The organism is Serratia sp. LACPHL-BACT-2024-00286, from assembly GCF_043109535.1.
GTDB classification, from domain to species: domain Bacteria; phylum Pseudomonadota; class Gammaproteobacteria; order Enterobacterales; family Enterobacteriaceae; genus Serratia; species Serratia sarumanii.
This window is the reverse complement of record NZ_JBICNA010000006.1, coordinates 66,886-93,183: the sequence shown is the minus strand read 5'-3', so window position 1 is coordinate 93,183 and position 26,298 is coordinate 66,886. Positions and strand designations below refer to the sequence as shown.

24 protein-coding genes are annotated in these 26,298 nt (G+C 63.5%); 11 read left to right on the top strand and 13 right to left on the bottom strand.

Annotated elements, in window-relative coordinates; all coding sequences use genetic code 11:
- The first annotated feature begins 95 nt into the window (after nt 1-95).
- Nucleotides 96-1,217, top strand: coding sequence for an RNA-guided endonuclease TnpB family protein (locus tag ACF8MC_RS18475; protein WP_161725329.1), 1,122 nt, complete (start codon nt 96-98; stop codon nt 1,215-1,217).
- 58 nt (nt 1,218-1,275) lie between these two features.
- Here the strand turns inward: ACF8MC_RS18475 and ACF8MC_RS18470 are convergent, their stop codons facing one another.
- On the bottom strand, nt 1,276-2,040 hold the full coding sequence (locus ACF8MC_RS18470; protein WP_033648528.1) for a fumarylacetoacetate hydrolase family protein: 765 nt from the start codon (nt 2,038-2,040) through the stop codon (nt 1,276-1,278).
- The gene (locus ACF8MC_RS18465) at nt 2,037-2,669 is read right to left on the bottom strand and encodes a fumarylacetoacetate hydrolase family protein (RefSeq protein ID WP_033636979.1); all 633 of its coding nucleotides are present in this window, start codon (nt 2,667-2,669) and stop codon (nt 2,037-2,039) included. Before ACF8MC_RS18465 ends, ACF8MC_RS18470 begins: the two co-directional genes overlap by 4 nt.
- A 327-nt stretch (nt 2,670-2,996) precedes the next feature.
- On the opposite strand from ACF8MC_RS18465, the gene hpaR reads away from it, so the two are divergent.
- Nucleotides 2,997-3,449 (top strand): homoprotocatechuate degradation operon regulator HpaR, encoded by a 453-nt coding sequence (gene hpaR, locus ACF8MC_RS18460; RefSeq protein ID WP_047569450.1) that lies wholly within the window; start codon nt 2,997-2,999, stop codon nt 3,447-3,449.
- A 56-nt stretch (nt 3,450-3,505) separates the two neighbouring features.
- Here the strand turns inward: hpaR and ACF8MC_RS18455 are convergent, their stop codons facing one another.
- The 7 genes from ACF8MC_RS18455 to ACF8MC_RS18425 form a co-directional block, all read right to left on the bottom strand.
- Nucleotides 3,506-4,297, bottom strand: coding sequence for an SDR family oxidoreductase (locus tag ACF8MC_RS18455; protein ID WP_164105680.1), 792 nt, complete (start codon nt 4,295-4,297; stop codon nt 3,506-3,508).
- 4 nt (nt 4,298-4,301) lie between these two features.
- On the bottom strand, nt 4,302-5,099 hold the full coding sequence (locus tag ACF8MC_RS18450) for a molybdenum cofactor biosynthesis F family protein (protein ID WP_060430941.1): 798 nt from the start codon (nt 5,097-5,099) through the stop codon (nt 4,302-4,304).
- A gap of 11 nt (nt 5,100-5,110) precedes the next feature.
- Entirely contained in the window at nt 5,111-5,893 is a 783-nt protein-coding gene (locus ACF8MC_RS18445; RefSeq protein WP_353038500.1) for an SDR family oxidoreductase, read from the bottom strand.
- On the bottom strand, nt 5,886-6,476 hold the full coding sequence (locus ACF8MC_RS18440) for a DUF3156 family protein (protein WP_103798988.1): 591 nt from the start codon (nt 6,474-6,476) through the stop codon (nt 5,886-5,888). The genes ACF8MC_RS18445 and ACF8MC_RS18440 overlap by 8 nt, the downstream gene beginning before the upstream one ends.
- A complete protein-coding gene (locus ACF8MC_RS18435; protein ID WP_033636966.1) occupies nt 6,451-7,944 on the bottom strand; it encodes an APC family permease in 1,494 nt (497 codons plus the stop codon). The genes ACF8MC_RS18440 and ACF8MC_RS18435 overlap by 26 nt, the downstream gene beginning before the upstream one ends.
- A 129-nt stretch (nt 7,945-8,073) precedes the next feature.
- On the bottom strand, nt 8,074-9,258 hold the full coding sequence (locus ACF8MC_RS18430; RefSeq protein ID WP_164105678.1) for an anaerobic sulfatase maturase: 1,185 nt from the start codon (nt 9,256-9,258) through the stop codon (nt 8,074-8,076).
- On the bottom strand, nt 9,255-10,967 hold the full coding sequence (locus ACF8MC_RS18425) for an arylsulfatase (protein WP_164105675.1): 1,713 nt from the start codon (nt 10,965-10,967) through the stop codon (nt 9,255-9,257). Before ACF8MC_RS18425 ends, ACF8MC_RS18430 begins: the two co-directional genes overlap by 4 nt.
- Before the next feature lie 482 nt (nt 10,968-11,449).
- Between ACF8MC_RS18425 and ACF8MC_RS18420 the strand changes: the two genes are divergently transcribed.
- From ACF8MC_RS18420 to ACF8MC_RS18405, 4 genes are all read left to right on the top strand, one after another.
- Nucleotides 11,450-12,097 carry a LuxR family transcriptional regulator gene (locus ACF8MC_RS18420; RefSeq protein ID WP_033636963.1) on the top strand — a complete coding sequence of 216 codons (648 nt, stop codon included), beginning with the start codon at nt 11,450-11,452 and terminating at the stop codon, nt 12,095-12,097.
- Between the two features lie 139 nt (nt 12,098-12,236).
- The gene (locus ACF8MC_RS18415; RefSeq protein WP_164105673.1) at nt 12,237-13,424 is read left to right on the top strand and encodes an MFS transporter; all 1,188 of its coding nucleotides are present in this window, start codon (nt 12,237-12,239) and stop codon (nt 13,422-13,424) included.
- Nucleotides 13,421-14,533 carry a class II histone deacetylase gene (locus ACF8MC_RS18410; RefSeq protein WP_033636961.1) on the top strand — a complete coding sequence of 371 codons (1,113 nt, stop codon included), beginning with the start codon at nt 13,421-13,423 and terminating at the stop codon, nt 14,531-14,533. The genes ACF8MC_RS18415 and ACF8MC_RS18410 overlap by 4 nt, the downstream gene beginning before the upstream one ends.
- Before the next feature lie 94 nt (nt 14,534-14,627).
- Nucleotides 14,628-15,434, top strand: a complete 807-nt coding sequence (locus ACF8MC_RS18405; protein ID WP_164105671.1) for an alpha/beta hydrolase — start codon at nt 14,628-14,630, stop codon at nt 15,432-15,434.
- Between the two features lie 39 nt (nt 15,435-15,473).
- On the opposite strand, the gene ACF8MC_RS18400 is transcribed toward ACF8MC_RS18405, so the two are convergent.
- The 3 genes from ACF8MC_RS18400 to ACF8MC_RS18390 all read right to left on the bottom strand — a co-directional run bounded on the left by ACF8MC_RS18400 (nt 15,474) and on the right by ACF8MC_RS18390 (nt 18,019).
- On the bottom strand, nt 15,474-15,839 hold the full coding sequence (locus ACF8MC_RS18400) for a cupin domain-containing protein (protein ID WP_103774085.1): 366 nt from the start codon (nt 15,837-15,839) through the stop codon (nt 15,474-15,476).
- 18 nt (nt 15,840-15,857) lie between these two features.
- Complete coding sequence (locus ACF8MC_RS18395) at nt 15,858-17,159, bottom strand: FAD-binding oxidoreductase (protein WP_049194537.1); 1,302 nt, start codon at nt 17,157-17,159, stop codon at nt 15,858-15,860.
- A gap of 101 nt (nt 17,160-17,260) precedes the next feature.
- On the bottom strand, nt 17,261-18,019 hold the full coding sequence (locus ACF8MC_RS18390; protein WP_039567527.1) for a helix-turn-helix transcriptional regulator: 759 nt from the start codon (nt 18,017-18,019) through the stop codon (nt 17,261-17,263).
- Between the two features lie 229 nt (nt 18,020-18,248).
- Between ACF8MC_RS18390 and ACF8MC_RS18385 the strand changes: the two genes are divergently transcribed.
- The gene (locus ACF8MC_RS18385; protein ID WP_060438132.1) at nt 18,249-19,376 is read left to right on the top strand and encodes an iron-containing alcohol dehydrogenase; all 1,128 of its coding nucleotides are present in this window, start codon (nt 18,249-18,251) and stop codon (nt 19,374-19,376) included.
- Nucleotides 19,377-19,635: 259 nt separating this feature from the next.
- Here the strand turns inward: ACF8MC_RS18385 and ACF8MC_RS18380 are convergent, their stop codons facing one another.
- Nucleotides 19,636-20,565: a LysR family transcriptional regulator gene (locus ACF8MC_RS18380; RefSeq protein ID WP_033648549.1), complete on the bottom strand. Its 930-nt coding sequence runs from the start codon at nt 20,563-20,565 to the stop codon at nt 19,636-19,638.
- Nucleotides 20,566-20,700: 135 nt separating this feature from the next.
- Here ACF8MC_RS18380 and ACF8MC_RS18375 point away from each other — a divergent pair, with 135 nt between their 5' ends.
- From ACF8MC_RS18375 to ACF8MC_RS18360, 4 genes are all read left to right on the top strand, one after another.
- The gene (locus ACF8MC_RS18375; RefSeq protein ID WP_043148194.1) at nt 20,701-22,041 is read left to right on the top strand and encodes an aspartate aminotransferase family protein; all 1,341 of its coding nucleotides are present in this window, start codon (nt 20,701-20,703) and stop codon (nt 22,039-22,041) included.
- A 10-nt stretch (nt 22,042-22,051) separates the two neighbouring features.
- Complete coding sequence (locus tag ACF8MC_RS18370; RefSeq protein ID WP_164105669.1) at nt 22,052-23,554, top strand: CoA-acylating methylmalonate-semialdehyde dehydrogenase; 1,503 nt, start codon at nt 22,052-22,054, stop codon at nt 23,552-23,554.
- A 223-nt stretch (nt 23,555-23,777) separates the two neighbouring features.
- Nucleotides 23,778-25,154, top strand: a complete 1,377-nt coding sequence (locus ACF8MC_RS18365) for an APC family permease (RefSeq protein WP_164105667.1) — start codon at nt 23,778-23,780, stop codon at nt 25,152-25,154.
- 2 nt (nt 25,155-25,156) lie between these two features.
- Nucleotides 25,157-26,266, top strand: a complete 1,110-nt coding sequence (locus ACF8MC_RS18360; protein ID WP_164105664.1) for a P1 family peptidase — start codon at nt 25,157-25,159, stop codon at nt 26,264-26,266.
- Nucleotides 26,267-26,298: the final 32 nt, after the last annotated feature.

Here is a 26,298-nt window from a genome sequence, read left to right as displayed (position 1 = left end):
GCAACTTTTGGCGTGAAAGCCAAAAAAGGGACTGAGTAATTTTTAACCTAAAATCTCTTTGCATCTGTCCACATCTCTCTGTAATTTGTTACGCCATGAAACGTGCCTATAAGTTCCGGTTCTATCCCTCAACTGAGCAAATTCAACTTTTAGCTCATACATTTGGCTGCGTACGTTTCGTTTATAACTTCATCCTGAATTGGCGCACCGATGCCTTTCGTCAACGGCAAGAAAAAGTCAGTTATGCCCAAGCTAGCGCACGATTAACCATCCTCAAGAGAACACCTGAATTCGCTTGGTTAAATGACGTTTCATGCGTCCCACTCCAGCAATGCTTACGCCACCAACAGACTGCTTTTAAAAACTTCTTTGAAGGTCGAACTTCATATCCGGCCTTTAAATCCAAACGCCACAAGCAAGTCGCTGAGTTAACCGCCAGTGCTTTTAGGTACCGAGAAGGACATCTATACATAGCGAAAAGCAAAACGCCTCTGAACATCCGCTGGTCGCGTAAACTGCCGTCGTCCCCTTCGACAGTCACTGTGAGCAAGGACTCTGCAGGTCGATACTTCGTCAGCTGTCTATGCGAAGTCCAGCCGGAGCCATTACCTGTTACGTCATCAATAGTGGGAATAGATGTTGGTCTAACTCGTCTATTGGTCACGGACAGCGGATTTAAAGCTGACAACCCACGCAATACAGCCAAGAATGCCAAGCGGCTTGCATTGCTACAGCGCCGATTAAGCAGGAAACAACTGGGTTCCAAAAACCGCACTAAAGCTCGCCAAAAAGTTGCCCGGTTGCATGCAAAAATTGCGGATTGCCGCCTGGACAACCTGCATAAGTTGTCCCGCACACTCATTAACGAAAACCAAGTTGTGTGCGTCGAGTCGCTAAGCGTGAAAAACATGATGCGTAATCCACAGTTGGCAAAAAGCATTGCTGATGCAGGCTGGTCGGAACTCATCCGACAGCTCAGGTATAAAAGTGAGTGGGCTGGCCGTCGTCTCATCGCGGTCGACCCATTCTTCCCATCATCTAAGCGCTGTTCCTGCTGCGGATACACCATGCAAGTTTTACCCCTGAATGTTCGCTTTTGGCTGTGCCCCAAATGTCAGAGTTACCATGACCGCGATATCAACGCGGCCCGAAATATCAAAGCTGCCGGGCTGGCAGTGTTAGCCCATGGAGCGACGGTAAATCCTCAAGTCGCGTGATGCGGCCTTGGTTCGTTGCACTGAAATGGGAACCCTTGTTTCTTTGAAGCCAGGGAAGTCAACGCAGGCTCTCCTCGTAATCTTTTTCACTGATAATGTGGTTAACCAGACGGCCGATGCCCTCGATCTCCACCACCACTTCGTCGCCCGGCTGCACGTCGGCCAGCCCTTTCGGCGTGCCGGTAGCGATCATGTCGCCCGGCTGCAGCGTCATGAATTCACTCAGGTAGGCGACCAGGAACGGAATGTCGAAAATCATGTCGGCGGTGCTGCCGCGCTGGCGCAGCTCGCCGTTGACGTAAGTGCTGAGCGCCAGCCGGTGCGGATCGGCGACGTCGTCGCGATCGACGATGTACGGCCCGATCGGCGTCAGGGTGTCGCGGCTCTTCACCCGCAGATTCGGCCGGTAGTAGTTTTCCAGGTAATCGCGGATGGCGTAGTCGTTGCACAGGGTGTAACCCGCCACGTACTCCATGGCGTGCTCGCGGCTGACGTTGCGCGCGGTCTTGCCGATCACCGCCACCAGCTCGGCTTCGTAATGCATGTACTCCACGCCGGCCGGGCGCACCGACACCTGGCGGTGCCCGGTCAGTGTGTTCGGCGCCTTGAGGAACACCAGCGGCTCTTCCGGCGCCTTGAATTCCAGCTCGCTGGCGTGGTCGGCATAGTTCAGCCCGAGGGCGAACACCGTGCCCTGCGCCGGCGGCAGCCATTCCACTTCGCGTTCCTGCAGCACCTCGCCGTTCGGCAGCGTGACGCGCAGCTGGTCGTCCACCTGGACGTTGACGGCCTGGCCATGATGGCGAATACGGGCATGTTTCATGATGCGGCTCCTGCTTGGGTGACGCGGTTGGTCAGCGTGGGCAGGCCGGCGGCGCGCACCGTCACCTCATCCCCCGGTTTGATCTCCACCCGCTGGTGCGGGGTGCCGATCAGCACCGCATCGCCCGGCTGCAGGGTGATGAAATCGCTGATGGCGGCGATCAGCTCCGGCACCGAGCGCACCAGATCGGCGGTGGACCAGCGATCCTGCTCCACGCCGTTGATCTCGGTGACGATCTCCAGCCGATCGGCAGCCTCCAGCTGGCCGATCTCCCCCAGCGGGCAGAACCCGTCGCGGCATTTGGCCTTGATCGCCGGGCGATAGAAGCTGCTTTCCGGCAGGCTGACGTCGTTGGCCAACGCGTAGCCGGCCAGATAACGGCTCACCTGCTCAACCGGCACCTTGCGCGCGGTATCGCCGATGATCACCGCCAGCGTGCCGCCGCTCTGCACGGTTTCACCGGCCGGAAACGGGATCGCCCCGCCGTTGGCGAGGTGAGTGTTGCGCGGTTTGATAAACCACACCGGAGTTTTGGGCGGGGTCTGATACGGTGGCTGGTGAAACGCCTGATCCCAGGCGTCCAGTTGGCTGCGGTGGTTCAGCGCAACGGAAAATACGGTGCCTTTCATGCGAACTCCTCCAATGGCAAAACATGACAACCGGCATTCATTAATATATTAATGATTACTTTTATACGCTGTGCAGCTTTTACGCAACGCGCTTGGAGTGATTTGTGATCGTGATAACAAAATATTCACAAATAACGAACATTAGCGTGATTATTCAACGTATTAATCATTTTTCTCGCCATTTTTCGCTGCGGCACGCATTTTTGCTTTATCCCTACGGGTAACTTTGGCTACTATTAAGTTATTAACAAAATCGGGCTTTGCGGGGCGGGCGCCCCCATAACGAGCGCCGTAACAACGAACACCTTGATAGCTAAGGCCAAACTTATGCATGAATCGTTAACCATCGCCCTGCTGCAGGCGCGTGAAACCGCCATGGGGTTCTTCCGCCCGATCCTGAAAAGCCACAATTTGACCGAACAGCAGTGGCGCATCATCCGCGTGCTGGCCAACAGCCGCTCGATCGAATTCCACGAGCTGGCGGCGGAAACCTGCATCCTGCGCCCCAGCCTGACCGGCATTCTCTCGCGCATGGAGCGTGACAAGCTGATCTTCCGCCTCAAGCCGGTCAACGATCAGCGCAAGCTGTACGTGTCGCTGACCCAGCAGGGCCAGGATCTGTATGAAGTGGCGCGCCACCAGGTGGAACAGGGCTACGCCGAGATTGAAGCCGCCTTTTCGCGGCAGAAAATGGACCAGCTGATGGCGCTGCTGGACGAGCTGATCACCCTGGGCGACAGCCTGCCCGCCAACGTCACCGCGCATCCCACTAAGAAGTGATTTAACCAACCGGAATTCTCAAATTAATTGGCGTTGCAGCCAACAACGCTGCAGCGTCAGGTAAGCAGAGAATTCGTTTCCGGCAGCAGCGCGCCGCCGTCCACCACCAGCGTCTGCCCGGTGATGTAGGCCGCCGCCGGCGAGGCGAGAAACACCATCGCCGCGGCGATGTCTTCCGGTTCCCCCAGCCGCCCGAGCGGCACCGAGGCGGCGATCGCCTGATTCACCTGCGCGTCGCCCAGGTTGGCCATCGCCGGCGTGCGGATCATCCCCGGCTCCACGCCGTTGACGCGAATTTTCTCCGCCGCCAGCTCCAGCGCCGCCGCGCGAATAAACCCGTTCACCCCGGCCTTGGAGGCAGCGTAGTGCGCCAGCCCCGGGTAGGCCACCCGCGGGCCGGTCACCGACGAAGTCACCAGAAGGCAGCCGCCGCCCCGGCGGCGCATCCACGGCAGCGCCGCCTGCGCCAGAAAGAACGGCGCCATCAGATTGACGCTCAGCGTGCGTTGCAGCAGGGCCGCGTCGATAGCGGGGAACGGCGTCAGCGGAAAGTAAGCGGCGTTGTGGATCACCACGTCCAGCCGTTGATGCCGCTCGCCCACCATCGCCACCAGCTCGGCGACCTGCCCCGGTTCGGCCAGATCGCAGGCCAGCGCCTGCACGCTCAGCCCTTCGTCCCGCAGCGCCTGCGCCGCCGCCTGCGCCTGCGGCAGCTGCACGTCCGCGATCGTCACCTCGGCGCCCAGGCGGGCAAAGGCGCTGACGATCGCCAGCCCAATGCCCTGCGCGCCGCCGGTCACCAGCACCGCCTGCCCCGCGAAGGCGTCGGCCGCATAGGTTGCGCTCATCGCCCTATCCTCGCGGGTGGCGTGTGGTGTTCAGCACCTGCGCATGGGCACCGACCGCAAAGTTGCTCAGCGCGCTGAAATCGCTGCCCTGATAACCGAGGATCTTGCCGTCGGTGCGCATGCCCTGCAGATCGATCATCACCACGCCCAGCGTCGGGATGATCTTCTCGCGCCAGACGAACAGATAAAGCTGCTCAGCCACCTTCACGTAGTGGCAGCGATCGACGTCCGCCAGCCCTTTCTCCACCCCGTCCAGACACTGCCAGGCGTAGAAGTTGTCGTTCAGGTAGATGTGCTCGTACCGCTCGGTCGGGCTGTAGGTGTACATATTGCGCATGCCGATCAGCTCATCGGTAAAGCCCGGCGGCGCCACGTCGGCGTCGTCCAGCGTACCGAAGCGGAATTCGGCCCCGACCGCGGTCAGCGGCAGCCCCTGCTCCACCCGGCTGAAAGCATCGAGCCGCGCCTGCGCTTCGTCCGGCAGCTGACCATATACCGCGGTGAAGTTGCCCTGATTGCGGTCGCATACCAGCGTAATGCTGGCATTGGCGCGGGCGGGATCGAGAAAATCGATAAACAGCACGCCGGGGCGAATGCTGGTGGCGCGATAGGCGACGCCGCGCCGTTCGCCCCACTCCAGCGTCTGCTCGTCGGTAAACCGGCAGCGCTGCGTCGCGCCGTCGCTAAAGCGCAGCGTCAGCGTGCTGCCCGCCAGCCCGTGCTGCCGTTCCAGCGTATTGCTGTGCGGCGCAAAGCCTTCCGCCAGCGCGCCAACCTGAATGAATACCGCTTCTGAACTCATGGAAATGCTCCTTACAGGGAAGTGAAAGCCAGGGTCGGCACATCAACGATGGTGGAGCCGCCGTCGGCCACCAGCGCCGCGCCGGTAATGATTGAAGCTTCGCTGGAACACAGGAAACGGCAGACGCGAGCGATCTCCTCGGCGCTGGCCGGACGGCGCAGCGGCACGTCGCGGCAGACCATCTGGTAAGCCTGCTCCAGCGAAATCTGATGGGCGTCCATCAGCAGTTGCATCTCTTCGTCCGCCATCGGCGTGGTCACCCAGCCCGGGCACACCGCGTTGGCGCGCACGCCCAGCGGGCCATAGTCGCGGGCGATGGAACGCATCAGCCCGATCAGCGCGTGCTTGGCGGTGACGTAGCCGCAGACCTCCGGCCCGGCGGCCAGCGAGGCGATCGACGCGACAAACAGCAGGTTGCCGCCGCTTTTAATCAGCTCCGGCAGGCAGGCGCGCGCGCTGGCGAAGGCGCTGTTGAGGTTGCTGTCCATCGCCCCTTGCCACTGTGCGTCGGTCATCTCGGTGATGCGCTTGAAGCCCATGCCGCCGGCGCTGCCGATCAGGCAGTCGATGCGCCCGGCGTCGCGCAGAATGGCCGGCAGCAGCGCGTGGTTCCAGCTCTCGCCGCTGGCGGCATCGCCCACCAGCGCCTGCGCGCCGATCTCTTGCGCCAGCGCCGTCAGCGGTTCCGGGCGGCGGCCGATGATGAACACCCGATCGCCCTGCGCCGCCAGCAGACGGGCGCAGGCGGCGCCGACGCCGGTGCCGCCGCCGGTAATCACAACCACTCTATTCATGATTCAGCTTCTCCATCAGTTGGCCGAGCATCAGCAGGCTGCTCAACAGCAGCCGCCGCTGTTCGGCATCCAGCCGCAGGTAGCGGCGGCCGGCCGGCAAACGGCTGACCACCTCCGACGCGGCAAAATGCTCGATATCCACCTGCCAGCGCCCGTCGTTCACCGTCAGCCGCACGCGGCGAAAATCCAGCTGCGCCAGCGTCTCGCCGATCTGCGGGTAGCGCTGCAGGCCGTCCAGCACCCGCTGCGCGGCCGCGTGGCGCTGGCGCAGCAGATAACGCACCCCGCGCCGCCGCAGCCAGCCGCCGGTCACCACGTCCAGCGTCAGCGGAAGCTGAATCGCGCACGCGCCCTGCAACCGAAAGCGGTGGCTGACGATATGCGCCATAAACAGCCCCTGCACCTGTTCGCCGATCTCGATCTGCGGCCCCTGCGGCAGCGTCAGCCGCAGCAGGCCCGGCGCCAGGCGTTCGCACGCGTAGGGTTCCAGGTTGCGCGCCAGACGATCCAGCGCGGCGCCCGGCCGATAGCCCGACGGCGCTCGCCGCCAGGCGCGATTAAGTGAGGGAAGTAAGCCGATCAAACTGCGCCTCCTCGTTTTCACCTTTGGCGAACGCGTTCTCCAGCACCTGCTCGACCGGCACCGGCTTGAACGGATTCACTTTCTGCACGCACAGCGTCCAGAACAGCGCATAGGCGGCGGTCAGGCCGATCATCCAGCCGAAGGGAATGTAGATGTCGCTCGGGTTCATTCCCGGCGGCGTGATGTAAACGATGGCCAGCACGATGCCGACGCTGGAGACGATCTGCGGCAGCGGGAACCACGGCGATTTATAGGCGCGCGGCAGATCGGGGCGGCGTACGCGCAGGATCACCACCGAGCAGGTCACCAGCAGGTAGGCCACGCCCCAGGCGCACACCGCCGCCAGCACCAGCGGAATGATCCTGTCGAGGTTGCCCTGAATGGCGAAGGCGTGTACGCAGGGGATCAACACCGCCACCAGAATGCCGACCACCGGCGTTTTAAAGCGCGGGTGCAGATAAGCGAACATGCGCGGCAGCGCGCCGTCCAGCGCCATGCCGTACAGAATGCGCGGCACCGCCGCCATCAGCGTATTGATGGTCGCCGCGCCGGCCAACAGCAGGCCGACGCCGAGCCAGTATTTGCCGAACTGGCCCATTACCTGGCCGGCGAACGCCGGGATGGCCATCGGCGTTTCCAGCAGGCGCGCGCCGCTGGCGGCGTCGATCACCACGTTTTCCACCTGGTGGCTGAGCGCCGCGCCATACAGCGCCATGCACACCGCCACGCCGCACAGCCCCAGCGCCATCGCGCGCGGGATCACCCGATCGCAGCGTTTGATCTCCGGCGCCATCGGCGTCACCAGCTCACAGCCGACGAACATGAACATCGCCATGCCGATCAGGCTGAACACCGCGAAGGGATCGTTCAGGCTCAGCGTGCTGCCGAACCAGCCCTCGAGCGGCACCGCATGCGGCGACAGCAGCCCGACGATGCCGAAAATCACCAGCGTGCTCCACATGGCGAAGGTCAGCACGATCTCCGCCTTGCCGAAGGCCTCGATGCCGAACGCGTTGAGCAGGCCGAATACGATGACCAGCCCGACGCCGACCATCCAGGAGGCGTTGTGGCTTTCCATCAGGGTGTTGAGGTGCTCGAAGTTCACCAGCGCCATGATGCCGGAGAGAATGGTCTCGGCGGTACCGGCGAAGATGTGCACGATCAGGTAGGCCGACAGCGCGCCGGTAATGGCGAAAAAGCGCCCCATGCCGCAGGAGATGTAGTCGTAAACCGAACCGGAGGTCGGCAGCAGCGCCGCCGCTTCGGAGAAGGTGGTGAGCTGCGCCTGCATCATGATGAAGGCGATCAGCATCGCCAGCGCGAAGGTGTCGCCGCCGATGCCGAAGCCGCTGGTGACCGTCAGGATCACCGGGCTGGCCATGATCACCCCGACCGAACTGGCCAGGGTGGTGGGAAAGCCGACCTTGCCTCGAGCCAGGTGGGCGTGCAACCGCGACGACAGGTTCATGGTTATTTCCTCTTATAGTTTTGGCCTGATGCATGCAGGTGCTTGCAGGTTTTTCACCGCCAGCGGCGGTCATCTCACTATAGAGAGGAAAGGAAAATGCTGACTATCGTCCTTAAGGACGAGACGGTTTCAACCTGCGGCCGCGCTCACGGCGGCGCGCCACTGCATCGCTCCCTGCGGGCTGCGCGGGTAGGCACGCAGCGGCGCCAGCAGCGCGGAAAAGAAGGCGTAATAGCCGGCGCACAGCCGGTTGTAACGATCTTCGCCCACATGCGCCGGGCAGCCGCCCTGGCAGACGCTTTTCACGCTGCAGCGTTGGCACTCGCGGCGCAGGCTCTTGTTTTTACCGAACGGCATCTCCGCCGCCCTTGCCGCCAGGGTGGCGAGCGGCGTGTGGCGATCGGCATGGCCGAGCAGGTGCTGCGCGTTGATCAGATGATCGCAGGCGTAAAGCCGCCCGTCCGGCTCCATCACCAGATTGCCGCCGCAGCGTTCGGCGTGTACGCAGCTGGGGCTGACGTGGGTGAAATACTGCGCGTAGACCTGCTCGATGTTCATTACGAAGACCTGGCCAACGTGCCCGCGGCTGCGCCAGCGGCGGTACACCGCCAGCATGAAGCGCCCCCAGTTGGCGGCGCTTAGCCCATAGCCGGCGGTGGGCGCATCCCCTTCCAGCATCAGCGGCTGGAACTGCAGATAGCGCGCCCCGATCGCCACCGCATGATCGTAGATCGCCTCGGCGCGATCCGCGACGCCGTCGTGCACCACCATCAGCAGGTTGAAGTCGATCTGATAGCGCTGCAGCAACGCAATGCCGCGCAGCGCGGCGTCATAGCTGGCACCGCCGCGCTTGTCCGGCCGGTGGGCGTCCTGCACCTCGCGATCGCCGTCCAGGCTGACGCCGAGGATAAAGTGATGCTGCCGGAACAGCCGGCACCAGGCGTCGTTCAGCAGGGTACCGTTGGTCTGCAGGCTGTTGCTGATCCGCACACCCGGCGGCGCGTAGCGGCGTTGCAACGCCAGCGCCCGCTTGTAAAAACCGATCCCCGCCAGCAGCGGCTCACCGCCCTGCCAGACGAAGTTGATCTCGCGGCTGTAACGCGGCTGGGCGGCGATGTAGCCGCGGATAAATTCCGCCAGCAGGTCGTCGTCCATCTTGCGCGTCCGCTCCTGCTGGCGCTGCGGATAGTAGCAGTAGCGGCAGCCCAGGTTGCAGCCGGCGCCGATCGGCTTCACCAACAGATGAAAAGGCGCCGCCGCGCGCGGTTCGCTCTCTACCGGGATCTGCTGCGCGCGCAGCTGGACCAGGTTCATGGCGCCGCCTGCGGCAACGGTTTGTGGGTCAACGGATCCAGGCCGATGTAGTCGCCGGTGCTGGCGTCGACGCCGAGGTAGTCGATCGCTGCGCCTTTGGCTTCAATGACCATGCCCTGCTGCGCAAAGCGGCGATACGCCTCGCTCAGCCGTTTGACTCGCTCCGGGTTGGTGGCGGCCAGATCGCGCGTTTCCAGCGGATCGTCATGCAGGTTGAACAGCCCCCACGGCGCCATCTGCGCCGTCGGCCCGGCCTTCACCAACCGCCGCAGCTTCCAGACGCCGTCGACATAGGCGGCCTGGTTATGCAGCTCCACGCCGTAGGTCGCGCGCGGCACGCGGTCAGCCTCGCCGCTGAAATAGCGTTTGAAGCTGACGCCGACCATCGGCAGCGTCGGTTTGGCCTTCAGCGGTTTGTTGGCGTCGATGCCGGCATAGTCATACAGCGTCGGGGCGATGTCATACACCGCCATCGGCGTGCGGTCGATGCCGCCGCGCCCCTTCAGCCGCGGCGCGGAGATGATGAAATCGGTATTGATGCCGCCCTGCGCGCTGGTGGTTTTGTGGTAATTGGCGTACGGCGCGTTGCTGACGTTGGCCCAGTGCGGCCCGTAGGAGATGAACGAGCCCTTGCGGCCGAGGTTGGCGTAGCTGTTGTCGAACTGCCGCCAATACTCCGGCTTCGAGCCGTAGTAAAAGCCGCTGGCGGGGTTGGCGCCGTTGTCGGTGGCGAACACGATCACCGTATTTTGGTCGCGGCCGGTCTGCTTCAGGGTGTTCAGCACCGCGCCGACCTGATCGTCCATGTAAGCGATCATCGCCGCGTACACCTGCATGGTCTTGGCTTCATATTTTTGCTGCTCGGGCGTCAGCGCGTTCCAGGCCTTATCCAGCGCCAGCGTCGGCATCGGCGTACGCTCGGAAATCAGCCCCAGCGCTTTCAGGCGCTGAATGCGCTGCTGATAGACCTGCTGGTAACCGGCGTCGTATTTGCCGTCGAATTTTGCGATCCAGTCATCCGGCGCCTGCAATGGATCGTGCGGCGCGGTGAAGGCCAGATAGGCGAAGACGGGCTTATTTTGCGGCGTATCGCGGATCCACTGTTCCAGCTGATCGGCATAGGCCTTGCTGGAATAGAAATCTTTGGGCAACGACACGCGTTTGCCGTTCAGAGTGTAGAAGGTGTGGAACGCCTCCACGGTGCCCAGCGGTTTCGCATCGTCGAAATGGCTGGTGCCGCCGCCCATAAAGGCGAAGGCGCGCTCGAAGCCGCGATCGGTCGGTTTGGCGCCGTCGACATAGCCCAGGTGCCATTTGCCCGCCATCATGGTGGCGTAACCCGCGTCGCGAAAACGCTCCGGCAGCGTGGTCACGCGGTCGGTCAGGCGCATTTCATAGCCCGGCTGCGCGGCGGTGCTCTCATACCACCACATGCCGCCCATGCCGGCCTGCTGATTGGTATTGCCGGTCATCAGCATCGACCGCGCCGGCGCCGACATCGGCGAGGTGTAGTACTGGCTCATGCGCACGCCCCGTTCGGCCAACGCCTGCAGGTTGGGCGTCGGTATCTCGCCGCCGAACGGGCTGATGTCGGAGTAGCCCATGTCGTCCACCAGAATGATCAGCACATTGGGGCGATCGGCGTCCGCCCCCTGTGCCAGACCCGATAAGGCGCCGCTCAACGCCACCGCCAACGTTTTTTTCTGCATCGTTTGTTCCCCGTATGGTCATGCGGACTGAACAACCCGACGCCTCAGCCCGAGAAAGGTCATCATTTTTTCGTCTTATACGTTTGGCGCCGCCTGGCGCTATCTTCAATTCGCAGTGTAGGAAGCGGCGGAAAAGCCTGGCTATCGTTCTTAAGAACGAGGGACGACGGCGACGGCATCGGCTGTAGCACGCGCAGGGCGGCGAGGGCTTCGTCCGGGCAAACATTGAAAAGCGCTGTAAATTCAGCGGGAAAAGCGGTGAATTATTTCATTAACCTATTAATGAAAATCGCGATAAATCCGAACCGAAAAGCCCTGATTAACGCAGTGTCATCTTGTTATTTATGTGTTTTATTGCAATCGGCCTCACGTTGTTAATATGTTTTTATTGTGTTGCCAAATTGCTACAACTATGCTTGTATCGTTCATATATTGACCGCCAACCTTCTCCAGATTGAACGATAAAGGGAGGAACACGAATCATGCACAGCACAGCATCCGATGCCTTTATCAACAGTTGTTTGGCGACCATTACGCACCTGATCCCGGTGTCCGCCGGGGTGTTTTATCTGGTCGATCGCGACCTGCGGCCGGATCACTACATCCTGTACGGCATGCCCGATAAAACGCATCAGCAGTATCTGAACCACTTCCAACAGATAGACCCGCTGCAACCGGCCAATTTCCATCGCCAGGACATCACCATGGTCGGCATGAGCCCGGCGGCGATCGCCGGCAACCGCCGCTATTACCACGACTTTATGCTGCCGAACGACATGCGCGACATGACGGAGATCTTCATCCGCCAGCGCAAGCGCATCGTCGCCGGGGTATCGCTGATCCGCGATACGCCGTTTACCGAAGTGGAGCGCGGCCGCCTGCGCGCGGTGCTGCCGCTGATCGAGCTGGCGACGCGCGATCTGCTGCCCGACGGCGAGGCGCAGATGCTGACCGCCAAAGAGCAAGAGATCGTCAACCTGGTGCGCGAAGGCGCCAGCAATAAGCGCATCGCCCTGAAGCTGGGCATTTCGCTGTCCACGGTGAAAACCCATATGCGCAATATTTTCGCCAAAACCGACGTGGTGAACCGCACCGAACTGGTCGCCGGCGGCTTTCTCGCCCACGGTTAACGCCCGATAACGGCCGCCGCTGCCGGCGGCCGGGAAATAACGCCAGAACGTATTCGCCATTTATGGCGCGGCCTCCCCCTGCCCGCAATCGGGCCGGGCGGGATATTTCATCGTCACTCAACGCTTGGGGAAAAGGTTTATGTCCAGTGATTCGGTTTCCGCGCCCGCCGTCGGCGCGGCGCTCCCCTGCCCGCCGCGGCTGCTGACCGCCATTATCGTCTTCGCCGCCATCGCGCCGGGCATTCTGATGACCGCCCCCGCCGTGGCCGCCCAGCTCGCCGCGCAGTGGCAGCTCGGCCCGGCGCAGATCGGCCACCTGTTCTCCACCGAACTCGGCGCCATGAGCCTGGCCACGCTGCCGGCGTGGTGGTGGATCGGGCGCATCAACTGGCGGCGGGTCGCTACGCTGTCGGCGCTGGTGTTTATCGCCGGCAACCTGGCTTCGGCGCTGGCACAGGATTTTACGCTGCTGCTGCCGCTGCGCTTTATCGCCTCGCTGGCGGGTGGCACCCTGATGATCCTGTGCATCACCTGCGCCGCCGGCACTGCCAATCCCAGCCGGGTCTATGCCTTCTGGGTGCTCGGCCAGCTGGTGCTGGGCGCGGTCGGGCTGCTGGTGCTGCCACCGCTGTTCGCGCACTTCGGCCTGATGGCGGTCTACCTGATTCTGGCGGCCATCATGCTGTGCTGCCTGCCGCTCATCCCGGCGTTCCCCAACGGTTTCACCGCTGCCCGCGCCGCCCGCAGCGGCCCCGCCGCCTCGCTGGCGCGCAAGCTGTGCGCCGTGCTGGCGGTGCTGACCTTTTACATCAGCCTGAGCGCGGTCTGGACCTTTATCGGCGGCATCGCCGCCGGCGCCGGGCTGTCGCCGGCCCACAGCGGCCAGGTGCTGGCCGTCGCCACCTTGCTCGGCATCGTCGGCGCGGGGGCCGCGGCGCTGATCGGCGCGCGCTTCGGCGGCGGACGCCCGATCGTGCTGGGGTACACCCTGCTGCTGGCCAGCGTGGCGCTGCTGACGGGCCAGCCCCTGCTGCTGCGCTTCGCCCTGGCGGCCCTGCTGTTCAAATTCACCTGGACCTTCGTGCTGCCGTTCATTCTGGCGCGCGTCGCCGGGTTGGATAACGACGGCAAGCTGATGAACGGCATCAACCTGGTGATCGGCGGCGGCATGGCCATCGGTCCGACGCTGGCCGGCTCTCTGATCGAATCTTCCGGCGGTTTCGACGCCTTGCTGTTCGGCGCGCTGGGCTGCGCGCTGCTGTCGCTGCTGTTGATTTCGCTGGCTTCACCGCGCGCACCGCGCCGTATAACAGGAGGAAAAAGGTGAAAAGAACAACCGGTTTCTTGTTTGATGAACGCTGTTTCTGGCACAGCACCGGCCTGCACGCCACCACCCTGCCGGTCGGCGGCTGGGTACAACCGCCCTCGGGCGCCGGCCACGCCGAGTCGCCGGAAACCAAACGGCGCATGAAGAACCTGATGGACGTGTCCGGCCTGTCGCGCCAGCTCACCCTGCTGAGCGCCGAACCGGCGACGGAAGAAGACCTGCTGCGCATTCACCCCGCCCACTACCTGCAGCGTTTCAAACAGGTGAGCGACAGCGGCGGCGGCCTGCTGGGAGAGGAAGCACCGCTGGGGCCGGGCAGCTATGAGATCGCCAAACTCTCCGCCGGGCTGGCCTGCGCGGCGGTGGAGGCGGTGCTGCAGGGCGAGCTGGATAACGCCTATGCGCTGTCGCGCCCGCCGGGCCACCACTGCCTGCCGGATCAATCGATGGGCTTCTGCTTCCTGGCCAATATTCCCATCGCCATCGAGCGCGCCAAGGCCCGCTACGGCCTCGGCAAGGTGGCGGTACTCGACTGGGACGTGCACCACGGCAACGGCACCCAGCACATCTATTGGCAACGCGGCGACGTGCTGACGCTGTCGCTGCATCAGGACGGCTGCTTCCCGGCGGGCTATTCCGGCGAGCAGGATCGCGGCGAAGGCGCCGGGGCGGGCTGCAACGTTAACGTGCCGATGCTGGCCGGCGCCGGCGACGACGGCTACCTGCACGCCATGCGGCGCATCATCATCCCGGCGCTGGAAAAATTCGAGCCGGAGCTGATCATCGTCGCCTGCGGTTACGACGCCAACGCCCTCGATCCTCTGGCGCGCATGCAGCTGCACAGCGACAGCTTCCGCGCCATGACCGCGCTGGTGCAGGACGCCGCCGACCGGCTGTGCGGCGGCAAGCTGGTGATGGTGCACGAAGGCGGCTACGCCGAATCCTACGTGCCGTTCTGCGGGCTGGCGGTGATGGAACAGCTGAGCGGCGTGCGCACTGAAGTGCAGGATCCGCTGCTGGCGTTCATCCAGCAACAGCAGCCGCGCGACGCCTTCAACCGCTTCCAGCGCGAAGCGCTCGACGAACTGGCGCGCCAGTTCGGCCTGTAATCCCCTCTCTGCGGGCGCCGCACCCGGCGCCCCTGACAACTTCGTCGCCAGCCGCTACGCTGAAGGGCAACCCTACCACCATGAGAACAATAAGATGCCCGAACAAACCGTCAGCTTTATCAAAGGCCGTCACGGCGACATCGCCGTGCATGATTGGGGAAATGACCAGCCGCGCTATCTGGCGCTGCTGATACACGGCTACGGCGAGCATCTCGGCCGTTACCAATACGTGGCGCGCACGCTGCAGGCGCAGGGCGCGCGGGTGTTTGGCCCCGACCATCTCGGCCACGGCCTGTCGCAGGGCGAGCGCGTGCTGATCGAGGATTATGACGCCGTGGTCGACGACGTGCAGCGCGTGGTCAGCCATTTCCGGCAGCAATACCCCACCTTGCCGCAGGTGGTGATCGGCCACTCGATGGGCGGCATGATCGCTACCCGCTACGTGCAGCGCTATGGCGAGGAGGTGCGCGCGCTGGTGCTGTCCGGCCCGCTGCTTGGCGACAGAACGGCGATCTCCGATCTGGCCGAACTGCCGACGATCCCCGACGCGCCGTTGGATACCGCCACCCTGGCGCGCGATCCGGCGGTTGGCGCGGCGTATCAGGAAGATCCGCTGGTGTGGCACGGGCCGTTCAAGCGCCCCACCCTGCGCGCCATGCAGCGGATCCTCGCCGCCATCAACGCCGGGCCGGGCTTCGGCGCGCTGCCCACGCTGTGGATCCACGGCGACGACGATCGGCTGGTGCTGATGAGCGAAACGCAAACCGCGCTCGATCGTCTGCGCGGCGACGATTTCGAACGGATGATCAATGCGGGCGGGCGGCACGAGAGCTTTAACGAAACCAATAAGGATCGGATCCTCAAGCGGGTGACCGATTTTATTGCGCGGGCGTTAGGCTAAGGCGCTCCCCCTCAGCGGGCCGAGGGGGGCATGACGGCGTCAGCCCTCGACGATGGCGAGGTAGTGTTTGACGAAGCGATCCGAGGTGATGTCCCAGCGCACCGGGGTGCCTTTCTCGACGAACCAGGAATCGCCGGCCTGATACTGCATCGATTCGCCGGTGCGTTCGTTGGTCAGGGTCGCGCTGCCTTCCCACACCGTGGCGTGCTCGGCGAACGGATACTCCATCACGAAGCTGCCGCGGGTGCAGCTGAACACGCCGCAGTTCAGGTTGTCGGTCGGCTCGCCGAAGATGCTGGCCACGCCGACGGTCGGCGTGCCGGCGATCACCGTGGCGCCCAGGTTGCTGACGCTGCCGATCTCCAGCAGTTCCGGCAGCGGTTGTTTAAGCAGTAACGGTTTCATGTCATTCTCCTCTGAGGGTTAACGGCGGCCTTTCCAGTAGCCGGATGTCTGGTGCCAAACCTTACCGGCGGTGGTCATCACCCGCCGCAGCTTGTCCTTGCCGAAGATGTTGACGTGCGGGATCGAGCTCATCAGATCGTAGCGATCGGATCCTTCGCTCATGCCTTCCGCCAGCACCTTGCACACGATGTGGCTCGGCGTCACGCCAAAGCCGGAGTAGCCCTGCACGTAAAACACGTTGTCGCGATCCGGCAGCGTGCCGATCTGCGGGAACAGGTTGGCGCTGCAGCACAGCGGGCCGCCCCAGGCCAGATCGATCTTCACGTCTTTCAGGTACGGGAACACTTTCAGCATCAGGTTGCGGTTCCAGGCCTTGAGATCCGACGGGAAGTATTCGATCAGGCGGGTGGCGCTGCCGAACAGCAGCCGGTTTTCGTTGGTCACCCGGTAATAGTCGATCACCGGGCGGATATCGCTGTAGGCGCCGCGGATCGGGCTGATCTGGCGGATCAGATCGTCAGACAGCGGCTCGGTGGCCAGCTGGAAGGCGTAGGTATTGATGGTCTTGCGATAAATCTGCGGCTCCATGCCGTTGAGGAAGCCGTTGCAGGCCCACAGCATCTTGTTGGCGCGCACCGAGCCCATGGCGGTGCGCACCGTGATGCGCGGCCCGTACTCCACGTTGAGCACGCTGCTGTTCTCGAAGATTTTCACCCCGTAGCCGCTCAGCGCCTTGGCTTCGCCCAGCAGCAGGTTGAGCGAATGCACGTGGCCGCCGCCCATGTGTTTCAGCGCGCAGCTGTAAGCGTCGGAGCCCACCACCTGCTTCACCTCCGCCCCGGTATAGAGCTCAATTTCCTCCTGCGGCGCTACCGCCCTGAACTCCTTCAGCCAGCCGCGCAGGGTCTTCTCCTGGCGCGCGTTGCTGCCGAGGTAGCCGTAGCCGAAGCAGAAGTCGGCGTCGATATCATATTTCTTGATGCGCTCGCGGATAATGCCGGCGCCGAGGTTGCTGATTTTGAAGATGGTTTCCAGTCCGGCCGGGCCAACGTGGCGCTTGATCTTCTCCAGATCGTGGCCGATGCCGGCCATCACCTGGCCGCCGTTGCGCCCGGTGCCGCCGTAACCCAGATAGCGGCCTTCGAGAATGGCGATGTTGGTGATGCCCTTCTCCGCCAGCTCCAGCGCAGTGTTGATGCCGGAGAAGCCGCCGCCGATGATCACCACGTCGACGTCCAGATCCTCTTCCAGCGTCGGGAAGCGCAGATCGTATTTTTTGGTCGCCGCGTAGTAGGTTAAGGACTCGATTTCGTTGTTCACTGCCGCACTCCCGATTGCCTATGCCATGACATCGGATTATCGGGAGCCGTGGGATCGTCCGCTATATCCCCTTAGGGACATTCGCTACAAAAAATTAACATTCACGCGCTGCGACGCTGCGGGGCGGTCAGCAACAGGCTGAACAGTTCGGCCTGCGAGCCGATGTTCAGCTTGCCGTAGATGTTCTTGCGGTGATTTTTTACCGTGCCGAGGCTGATGAACAGCCGGTCGGCAATCTGCTGCGAACCGCAGCCGGCGAGGATCAGATCGACAATCTCGCGCTCGCGCGGCGTCAGCAGATAACGCGCCTGCGCGCCATCGTCGTTCCCCGTGTCGGCCTCGGCCGGCGCCGCCACCACTTCGCCGTGCAGCCGCGCCACGCTTTTCACCAGCGTCAGCGCGCTGCGCAGATCCGCCCGCTGCGGGTAGCGCACCGCCACCGTGCGGCGCGCCGAGCCGAAGAACACCCCCAGCCCGCGCTCCGGCGTCAGCTGCAGCAGCACGCCGGCCTCGTCGTGCCAGCCGGTCTTGCGATAAAAATTACGGTAATAGTCGCTGTGATAAAACCCGCAGGGCGCCAGCTGGCGCAGCGTGAGTACCTCGCCTGCGCCGCCGTCGTTCAGCGCACGGTAAAACGGATCCTGCAGATAGGCGCCCTGTTGGTAGATCTGGTTGACCGCATCGCTGTTTTCCCGCTCGGTTTTGATCAGGCAGCGCGGCGGCCGGCCGCGTTCGAAGGCATAAACGATGGCGTTGTCGAAGGCGAAAAACCCTTCCAGCCAGTTCAACAGGCTGGGATAAAAGCGCGGGCTGGCCACCGCATCGATCACCGCAGACAAGCGTTCAACCTGAATATCCATACCCGCCTCGCCATTATTAATACATTAACAATCTACCGATTTCGGATGGGGTTGGCCGCATGACGGCCGGTACTGTTAAAAAAAGCATCAGGCGCGCCGAAATGCAAGAACGCGATCGTTTACATGTTAAACAACTCACAAGTTGCCGCAGCGGGGAAAGCGGTGGCCGCTCTGCGCCCGCTGGCTTATGCTGTGGCATCGCGCCCTGCAACGCCGTCAAGGAGACCTCATGTCCGTCAGCCACATCATCGCCAACCGCCAGACCTGGTTCGGCCACGGCAGCATCCGGCAACTGCCGCCGCTGCTGCTTGCCGATCCGCAGCCAACGCTGCTGTTCAGCTGCCGATCTTTTCTCAACGGCCCGGTGTACGCCGGCCTGCGCGAATCGCTGGCGCCACTGTTCATCGGCACCGAGATCGTCAGCCACGAGGCGTCACCGCAGGAAATTGACGCCTGGGTGGCGCGCTGGCGCGGCCAGGCGCGGCGCGTGGTGGCCATCGGCGGCGGCAGCGTGCTGGACGCCGCCAAGGCGTTCTCCGCGCTGGTGGAGCATCCGCTGCCGACGCTGCGCTATATGGAAAAGGTGGGCGACAGCAAAATCAGCGGCGCCACCCTGCCGCTGATCGCCATTCCCACCACCGCCGGCACCGGCAGCGAGGTGACGCAGAACGCAGTGATCACCGACACTCAGGTCAGCAAAGTGAAGGCCTCGCTGCGCCACAATAACTTCGTGCCGCACACCGCCATTCTCGATCCGCAGCTGCTGGCGGGCGCGCCGGACAAGGTACTGGCCTACTGCGCCATCGACGCCTTCACCCACCTGTTCGAGGCCTATCTGTCGAAAACCGCCGGCGCCATGACGCGCGACATGTCGCTGAGCGGCATCCGCCACTTCCTTGCGGCCTGGCCGGCGCTCAACCGCAGCGATGCGGCGCGCGAAGCGATTATGCAGGCTTCCTACCTCGGGGGGCTGACGCTGAGCGCCGCCGGGCTGGGGGTGATCCACGGCATCGCCGGCGAGATCGGCGCGCTGCGCGACTACCACCACGGCCAGGTCTGTGGCCGCCTGCTGCTGCCGTTCCTCGCCCTGCTGGAAAGCAGCGAACAGCCGCAGCAACGCGCGCTGATGGCCGAGCTGGCCGCGCGCCTGTATCCGCACTGGCAGGGCAGCCCGGAGAGCTACCTGACCGATTTCATCACCCGCCACGCCATCGCGCCGTTCTGGCAGGACGATTTGCCGATTTCCGGCCAGGAACTGGCGGTGGCGCTGGACAAATCCAACAGCAAGAATTCCTGGATCGACTATGCGCCGGCGCAGCGGCAACGGATGATCGAAGAGGCATTTCGCGTCGAATGACTATTTCTACTCTAAATAGTTGGAGCGGCATCCCGGCGGCAAGAGGCGGCTCGCCAGGAGCTTACTCAAGTCAGTGACTGGCGTACGCACTCGCAGCCAACACAGATGCAGTTTCAAGTATGACGGGTATAATCAGATCAACGCACTAGCAGGAGTTAAGGAAATGGGCATCATCGGCTGGATCTTCGCCGGCATCGCGGTCGGCATCCTGGTCGGCGCGCTGATCAAAATCTTCGGCAAGAAGAAAGAGCAGTAAGCGTCACGCTGTTCCGTGGGCCGCCAGCAGGCACTCATGGAACAGCTTCACCACCCGCTGCGGCACCGGCGAGCGGCGCAGCACGCTGGAGTATTCGCAGTGATAGCGGAACAGCGCCGGTTTGATCGCCCGCATCAGGTTCTGCGCCACGAAAAACGCCGCGTAGTGATCCGGCAAAAAGCCGACGTATTTGCCGGAGAGGATCAGCGTGGCGATCGACTCCTGCGCGAACCCCGTCGCCTTGCGATGCAAATGTTGCTGCAGGCTCAGTTCCATATTCGGCGAATGGTAGCCTAATCCCGCGAAGGCATAATTGTGCAGCAGATCCCAATTTAATGTTTCATGGGGGGCGGAAAATAATTCATGCTGCGCGCCGCAATATAAGAACATCCTCTCACTGAATAACGAATGATAAGATAAACTTTCCGCGCTGCGGTGCATGGGAATAACGCCAACCTGAAATTGCCCGTCAATTACGCCGCGTTCAATGGTATTAATCGGCTCCACGTACATTTGCAAAGAAACCTCCGGCGCGCGCTCGCTGAATAACGCGATGGCTCGGCCGATCTGCGCCTGCGGATTGCTGACCGTATGGTCGAATATCGCCACGTGCAGCTGCCCGCCCAGGCGCTGGTGTACCTCGTCCACCCCGCGCCGGAACGCCTCGGTGGCCGCCAGCAGGTTGACCGTTTCCTGGTAGATCAACAGCCCCTCGTCGGTGACCGCAAAGCCCTCGCGCCCGCGCTGACACAGCGTCAGACCCAGCCGCTGTTCCAGATCCTTGATGTGCTTGCTGATGGTCGACAGGCTGATGTTCAGCTCCAGTTCGGCGGCGCTCATGCCGCCGCAGTCGACCACGGCCTTGAATACCCGCAGCAAACGCAGATCCATATCCGACAATTGCCCTAACAGCGCACGCTTTTTTACTTGCATAAAACCTTAAGTAAGTTTCGACATATGATTATTCACAGTAGAGAACAAGCGGTACATAGTCAATTTCGCACAACAATTCGTTAACAACTCGGTTTATTTCATTAATCGCTCTTATTTTCCTGTTCGGAGGAAAACATGGCCGCTGAAAATCACCCGCTAAATAGTCTCGATGCCGAAGGGTTAGAGGCCCATTGGATGCCTTTTACCGGCAACCGTAATTTTAAAGCGCAGCCGCGCATCATTACTCAGGCCGCGGGGGCGTATTACACCAGCCATGACGGCAGAAAGATTTTCGACGGCCTGTCCGGATTATGGTGCTGCGGATTGGGGCACGGCCGGCAGGAAATCACCGATGCCGCCCAGCGCCAGCTGGCGACGCTGGATTACTCGCCGGCGTTTCAGTTCGGCCACCCGCTGTCGTTCGAACTGGCCAACAAGATCAAGGCACTGACGCCGGCAGGGCTGGATTACGTGTTCTTCACCGGCTCCGGCTCGGAAGCGGCGGACACCTCGCTGAAAATGGCGCGCGCGTACTGGCGCGCCAAAGGCCAGGCGGGCAAAACCTGCTTTATCGGCCGGGAAAAGGGCTATCACGGCGTTAACTTCGGCGGTATCTCGGTCGGCGGCATCGCCGGCAACCGCAAGACGTTCGGCGCCGGCGCCGAGGCGGACCACCTGCCGCACACCTTGCTGGCCGGCAACGCCTTTTCGCGCGGCATGCCGCAACAGGGGGCGGAGCTGGCGGAAGAGCTCAACCGCATCATCGCGCTGCGCGACGCCTCAACGATCGCCGCGGTGATCGTCGAACCCTTCTCCGGCTCCGCCGGGGTGATCGTGCCGCCGGTCGGCTACCTGCAGCGCCTGCGCGAAATCTGCACCCAGCATGACATCCTGCTGATCTTCGACGAAGTGATCACCGCCTTCGGCCGCTGCGGCGCGATGACCGGCGCCGAGGCGTTCGGCGTCACGCCGGACATCATGAACATCGCCAAACAGGTGACCAACGGCGCGCAGCCGATGGGCGCAGTGGTGGTGCGGCCGGAGATCTACCAAACCTTCATGAACGGCGGCGAGCCGGACTACCAGCTCGAATTCCCGCACGGCTACACCTACTCCGCCCACCCGGTCAGCTGCGCGGTCGCGCTGGCGACGCTGGACATCCTGCAGCGCGAACAGATGGTGGAGCGCGTACAGGCGCTGGCGCCCTACTTCGAGCGCGCGGTGCACAGCCTGCAGGGAGCCAAACACGTCGCCGACATTCGCAACATCGGCCTGGCGGCCGGCATTACGCTGGCGGCGCGGCCGGGCGAACCGGCGCGGCGCCCCTTCGAGGCGGCGATGCGCTGCTGGGAAAGCGGATTTTACGTGCGCTACGGCGGCGACACCCTGCAGCTGGCGCCGCCGTTCATCAGCAGCGAAGCGCAGGTCGATGCGCTGATCAACGCCGTCGGCGACGCCCTCAACGCCACCGAATAAGGAGAGAACCATGACCATTACCCATTGGATCAACGGCGAGCACGCCGCCGGCGGCGAACGCAGCCAGCCGGTTTACGACCCGGCCACCGGCCAGTCTGCGCAGGAGGTGCAGCTGGCCGACCGCGCCACGGTGGAGCGCGCCATCGCCGCCGCCGAACAGGCCTATCCCGCCTGGCGCGACACCCCGCCGCTGAAGCGCGCGCGCATCATGATGAAGCTCAAGGATCTGCTGGAGCAGCACGCCGACGCCATCTGCCAACTGATCACCGCCGAGCACGGCAAGGTGCTCAGCGACGCCCTGGGCGAACTGCAGCGCGGCATCGAGAATATCGAATACGCCGGCTATGTGCCGGAACTGCTGAAGGGCGAACACAGCAAAGAGGCCGGCCCGGGCATCGACAGCTGGAGCGAGTTTCAACCGCTGGGGGTGGTGGCGGGCATCACGCCGTTCAACTTCCCGGCGATGGTGCCGCTGTGGATGTGGCCGATGGCGGTCGCCTGCGGCAACACTTTCGTGCTGAAGCCTTCCGAGCGCGTGCCTTCTGCCGCGCTGTATATCGCGAGGCTGGCGACGGAGGCCGGGCTGCCGCCGGGGGTGCTCAACGTGGTCAACGGCGATCGCGAAGCGGTGGAGACGCTGCTGCATGACGGGCGCGTCAAAGCGATCAGCTTCGTCGGTTCGACGCCGGTGGCGGAACACATCTATCACACCGGCTGTGGGCAGAACAAACGGGTGCAGGCGCTGGGCGGCGCCAAGAACCACGCGGTGGTGCTGCCGGACGCCGATATCCCCGGCGCGGTCGGCGCGCTGATGGGGGCCGCCTTCGGCTCCTGCGGCCAGCGTTGCATGGCCATCCCGCTGGTGGTGGCGGTGGGCGACGGCACCGCCGAAGCGCTGATCGCCGGGCTGCGGCAACAGATGGCCGCCATGCGCGTCGGCCCCGGCAGCGACAACCGCAACGACATGGGGCCGCTGGTGACCCAACAGCATTATCAGAAGGTAAAAGGCTATATCGATCAGGGCGTGGCCGAAGGCGCCGAGCTGCTGGTGGACGGCCGCGAACTGAGCGTGACCGGCGCGGACGGCCGCCCCAGCCAGGGCTATTTCCTCGGCCCGACGCTGTTCGATCGCGTGACGCCCGGCATGCGCATCTATCAGGAGGAGATCTTCGGCCCGGTGCTCGGCGTGGTGCGCGCGGCGTCGCTGCCGGAGGCGATGGCCTTGATCGACGCCCACGAATACGGCAACGGCACCTGTCTGTTCACCCGCGACGGCGAGGCGGCGCGCTACTTCTCCAGCCGCATTCAGGTCGGCATGGTGGGGATCAACGTGGCGCTGCCGGTGCCGGTGGCCTACCACTCGTTCGGCGGCTGGAAGCGCTCGCTGTTCGGCGATCTGCACGCCTACGGCCGGGACGCCGTCAGGTTCTACACCAAACGCAAGACCGTGACCCAGCGCTGGCCGTCCTCCGGCGATGCCCGGCGAGCCAGCTTCAGCTTCCCGTCGGGATAAAAATAACAAACTTATCCCCAACGAATTTCAAGTTGCAGCCAGGCGGCAAAGTCATTCGTCTCCAGGAGCTTACTTAAGTAAGTGACTGGTGCGAATGATCTGCGGCCAACAACGCTGCGGCTTGAAAGGCGCAGGGGATTTTCCGCGTGCTCCATTTGATTCCTGCGTACAGCCTGTGCAGCAAAACAATAATTCACTCACACGTTAATGGAGTCGTTATCCCATGAAAGAGTCCGCCCCTGAACACACCTTCAAAGGCAATCTCAGCGTCCTCGACGTGGTGATGATCACCGCGTCCGGCGTGACGCCGGCCAGTTCGATCTTCGTCATCGCCCCGCTGGCGATCGCCAACGCCGGCAGCGGCGCCTTTCTGTCGTTTCTGATCGCCGCCTGCGTCGCCGCCGCCATCGCGCTGTGCTATGCCGAACTCGGCGCCGCACACCCCAGCGCAGGCGGCGAATACAGCATCATCAAGCGCCTGTTCGGCACCCTGTGCGGGTTGCAGACCTATCTGTTTATCCTCAGCGCCTCGCTGTTCGTGCCGGCGGTGCTGGCCACCGGCGCGGTGCCCTACCTGAACACCGCGCTGGGCACCCAGTTCGACGCCTCGACCGCCGGCATGCTCACCGTGCTGGTCGGCGGCATCTGCGCCATTTTCAACATCAAGGCCAACGCCCTGCTGACCGGCGCCTTTCTGGTGGTGGAAGTGGCGGTGCTGGCGCTGATCGCCTGGCTCGGCTTCAGCCACCCGCATCAGAGCACGGAGATCCTCACCGCGCCGGTGATGCTGGACGCGCAGGGCAGCCTGGCGCCGGTGTCACTGCCGCTGATCGTCGCCATGGTCGGAGTCGCGCTGTTCTCCTACAACGGCTACGGCGCGGCGGTGTACATGGCGGAAGACATGCGCGAACAGGGCAGGCCGATGGCGATCGCGATCATGCTGACGCTGGCCATCGTGGTGCTGGTGGAACTGGTGCCGTTCACCGCCCTGCTGATCGGCTCGCCGTCGTTGACGGAGATGGCCAAACAGGCCGATCCGGTCGGCTATGTGGTCACCCAGCTCGGCGGCCCGACGCTCGCGCGGGTGGTAAGCGGCGCGATTTATCTGTCGGTGTTCAACGCCATCATCGCCATCGTGGCGCAGTTCAGCCGCATGATGTTCGCCAGCGGGCGCGACGGCTTCTGGCTGCCGGCGTTTAACCGGGCGCTGAAAATCATCCACCCGCGCTTCGGCACTCCCTGGATCGCCACCCTGCTGTTCGGCGTGCCGTCGGCGCTGCTGGCGTTTTGCTCCGATCTCGAATCGCTGACCTCGTTCACCGTGATCCTGCTGCTGCTGGTGTACATCATCATGGCGGTGGCGGCGCTGATCAGCCGCCGTCGCCGCCACTTCCACCACCCGTACCTGATGCCGCTGTGGCCGCTGCCGGTGGTGGTGGCGCTGCTGTGCTGCCTGTACGTGCTGTGGACGATTTTGATCGCCAGCAGCCTGAAAGACTTTATTATCATTGCCGGCATCATCGGCTTCGGGCTGGCGCTGAACCATCTGCGCGGCCGCCAACCGGCGCCCCTCGCCACCCCCTCAATAGAAGGAGAATAACCATGACGCAGCGCGCTCAGGATCTGGGCATTATCATCGGACAGGGCACGCCCGGCCCGCTGAACGCCATCACCGACGTGCCCGGCGTGCGCGTCGGCCATGCCAGCATCCATGCCGATTTGGCGGACGGACGCAGCGTGCGCACCGGCGTGACGGTGATCGAACCGCGCCCCGGTTCCGCCCGCCATGCCCCCTGCTTTGCCGGGGTGCACGTGCTGAACGGCAACGGCGACGCCACCGGCCTGGAATGGGTGCGCGAAGCGGGCCTGCTGACCAGCCCGGTCGCCTTCACCAACACCCACAGCGTGGGCGTGGTGCGCGATGCGCTGATCGCGCTGGAGCGTGAAACGCTGCCCGCGGGCGACAACGCGGTGTATTGGAATATGCCGGTGGTGATGGAAACCTTCGACGGCCTGCTCAACGACATCAACGGCTTTCACGTCAAGGCCGAGCACGTGCGACAGGCGCAGCAGGCGGCCTGGGGCGGCTTGCCGCAGGAGGGCGCGGTCGGCGGCGGCAGCGGCATGATCTGCCATGAATTCAAAGGCGGCAGCGGCACCGCGTCGCGCCGCTTGCCCGCCGATCAGGGCGGCTGGACGGTGGGCGCCATCGTGCAGGCCAACCACGGCAAGCGCGAGTCGCTGCTGGTAGGCGGTTATCCGGTAGGCCGGCACCTGGGGCATCTCCCCTCGCCGTTCACGCCGCAGTTGCCGCATCCCGGCATGGGCTCCATCGTGGTGGCGCTGGCGACCGACGCGCCGCTGCTGCCGCACCAGTGTGCGCGGCTGGCGCAGCGCGCCAGCATCGGCATCGCCCGCACCGGCGGCGGCACCGAGGATTCGAGCGGCGATATTTTCATCGCCTTCGCTACCGGCAACGACGGCCTGCCGCCCGCCGACTACGCCAACAAAGGCGCCTTCACCACGCCGCTGCGCATGGTGAACAACGACTATATTTCGGCGCTGTTCGCCGCCGCGGCGGAAGCGGTGGAAGAAGCGATCGTGAATGCGTTGCTGGCGGCCAATACCGTCAGCGGCAACGGCCACCGGGCGGAAGGGTTGAGCGCCGAGCAGCTGGTGACGGCGCTGGAGAAGGCCGGCTGGCGGCGCTAAAAAACACAGGGCGCGGAGGTGAACCGCGCCCT